Source organism: Streptomyces sp. URMC 129 (genome assembly GCF_051386415.1).
Lineage (GTDB): Bacteria > Actinomycetota > Actinomycetes > Streptomycetales > Streptomycetaceae > Streptomyces.
Window position 1 is genome coordinate 1 of record NZ_JBPQTQ010000247.1, and the last position, 2764, is coordinate 2764.

The 2764-nt window shown below is 75.7% G+C and carries 1 protein-coding gene; it reads left to right on the forward strand.

Translation table 11 applies throughout. The features are described from left to right. Positions 1-2764: beta-ketoacyl synthase N-terminal-like domain-containing protein (locus ACSNOC_RS27430; RefSeq protein ID WP_436750276.1), on the forward strand; the 2764-nt coding region annotated here is incomplete at both ends.

A 2764-nucleotide genomic window follows, 5' to 3' on the forward strand; every position in this document is an offset into this window, starting at 1 on the left:
GTCCCGGTGCGGGCTCGGGTGAGGCCGGGGTTCCCGGGGCCGGGGCCGGTGGCGGCTCGGGGGCCGTGGTGCCGTGGATCGTCACCGCCAGGACTCCCGAGGCGCTGCGGGCCCAGGCGCGCGAGCTCCACACCCACGTCACCGACCGACCGGCCGCCACCGCCGCCGACATCGGCCTCTCGCTGGCCACCACCCGGACCCGTTTCCCCCACCGCGCCGTCGTCATCGGCACCCGCCGGGACGAGCTGCTGGCGGGGCTCGACGCCGCCGCGCACGGCCGTTTCGCCCAGAACCTCGTGCGCGGCCACGCCGACACGGGAGGCCGCGTGGCGTTCGTCTTCTCCGGAGCCGGCGGCCAGTGGCCCGGCATGGACGCCGGACTTCTCGACTCCTCCCCGGTGTTCCGCTCCCTGATCGAGCAATGCGAGCAGGCCCTCGCGCCGTTCGTCGGCTGGTCCCTCACCGACGTCCTGCGCGGCACCCCCGGCGCGCCGCCGCTGACCACGGAAGACGTCGTCCAGCCCGCGCTGTTCGGCCTTCAGGTCGCCCTCGCCGGAACGCTCGGCGCGTTCGGTCTCCGGCCCGCCGCCGTCGCCGGACACAGCAGCGGCGAGATCGCCGCCGCCCACGTGGCCGGTGCGCTCACGCTCACCGACGCCGCCCGCGTCGTGGCGCGCTGGAGCCAGGCCCAGGCCGTCCTGGCCGGTCAGGGCGCCATGGTCACGGTCGCCGCCTCCGCCGAGGAGGTGCAGGCACGCCTGGGGCGCTGGGACGGACGGCTCGCCATCGCCGTCGTCAACGGGCCGGTGGGGGTGGTCGTTTCGGGCGACGCGGACGCCGCCGAGGAGCTGATCACCGAATTGCGGGCCGACGGGTACCGCGTCCGCCGCATCGCCGTCACCCTCGCCGCCCACTCCCCGCACATCGCCCGGGTCCGCGACCGGATGCTGGCCGACCTCGCGCCCGTCCGGCCGGAGACCGCCCGCGTTCCCCTCTACAGCTCCGCGACCGGAGGCCGCGTCGACGGCGGCGAACTCACCGCCGACCGCTGGTACCGCACGCTCCGCGACCCGGTGCTCTTCCACCGGCTGACCACCGCCCTGCTCGCGGACCGGCACGACGTGCTCATGGAGATCGGCCCGCACCCGGTCCTGACCGCAGCCATGCACGACACCGCCACGGCCGCGGGGAAACCGGCCCGCGTCGTCGGCACCCTGCGCCGCGAACAGGACGGCGCGGAACGGCTGCTGACCGCTCTCGCCGAGGCGCACGTGCTCGGCTCCGACGTCGACTGGGCCCCGGCGTTCACCGGGACGGACGCCCGCCGTGTCCCGCTGCCCGGCTACGCCTTCCGGCGCCGTGCGGCCGGGCCCGCGGCGTCGGACGGTCCGGCTCACGGCGCCTTCCCCGCCTGTTCCCTCTCCTCGTTCGCGGAGCGTGTCGCCGCGCTGACCGAGGCGGAACGCGACGACGTGGCACTGTCGTTGGTACGGGACATGGCCGCCGGCCTGCTCCGCGGCGGCCGGGCCGCGGGCGGCCGACCCGACGCCGGGCGCACGTTCCGCGACCTCGGCCTCGACTCCGTCACCGCCGTCGAACTGCGCAACCGCCTCACCGACGCCACCGGGCTGCCGTTCCCGCCCACCGTCGTCTTCGACCACCCCACCCCGATCGCCCTCGCCCGCCGCATCGTCGCCCAGGCGCTCGGGCGGCACGACGACGGCGGTCCGGACGGCGAGGACGGCGACGGCGGCTGGAACGGCTGGAACGGAACGGGTGCGGCGACGGCCGACAGGGCGGAGCCGGTCGCGATCGTCGCGATGAGCTGCCGCCTGCCCGGCGGAGTCCGTTCCCCGGAGGACCTGTGGCGGCTGCTGACGGCGGGTGTTGACGCGGTGGGGCCGTTGCCCGCCGATCGTGGCTGGGACGTGGACGGTCTCTATGATCCGGATCCGGCGGTCTCGGGGCGGTACTACCAGCGTGAGGCGGGGGTGGTGGCGGAGGCCGCGGGGTTCGACGCGGAGTTCTTCGGGATTTCGCCGCGTGAGGCGCTGGCGATGGAGCCGCAGCAGCGGTTGCTGCTGGAGACGGCGTGGGAGGTGTTCGAGCGGGCGGGCATCGACCCGGCCGCCGTGCGCGGCAGCCGCACCGGCACGTTCGTCGGCGCCATGGCCCAGGACTACGGCCCCCGCCTGCACGAAGCGGCGCCCGAGGTGCAGGGCCACCTGCTGACCGGGAACACCATCAGCGTCGCGTCCGGCCGCATCGCCTACACGTTCGGGCTGGAGGGCCCGGCCGTCACGGTCGACACGGCCTGCTCGTCGTCGCTCGTCGCCCTCCACCTGGCCGTTCAGGCGCTGCGCGGCGGCGAATGCGGGCTCGCACTCGCCGGGGGCGCGACCGTGATGCCCTCGCCCGGGATGTTCGTCGAGTTCAGCCGGCAGCGTGCCCTGGCCCCGGACGGTCGGTGCAAGGCGTTCTCGGCGGCGGCGGACGGCTTCGGCCTGGCCGAGGGGGTGGGGATGCTGTTGCTGGAGCGGTTGTCGGATGCGCGGCGGCGTGGTCACCGCGTGCTGGCGGTGGTGCGGGGGACCGCGATCAATCAGGACGGCGCGTCGAACGGGCTGACCGCGCCCAGCGGCCGGTCCCAACAGCGCGTCATCCGGCAGGCGTTGGCGAACGCCGGTCTGTCGGCGGCGGATGTGGACGCGGTCGAGGCGCACGGCACCGGCACGACGCTGGGCGACCCGATCGAGGCCCAGGC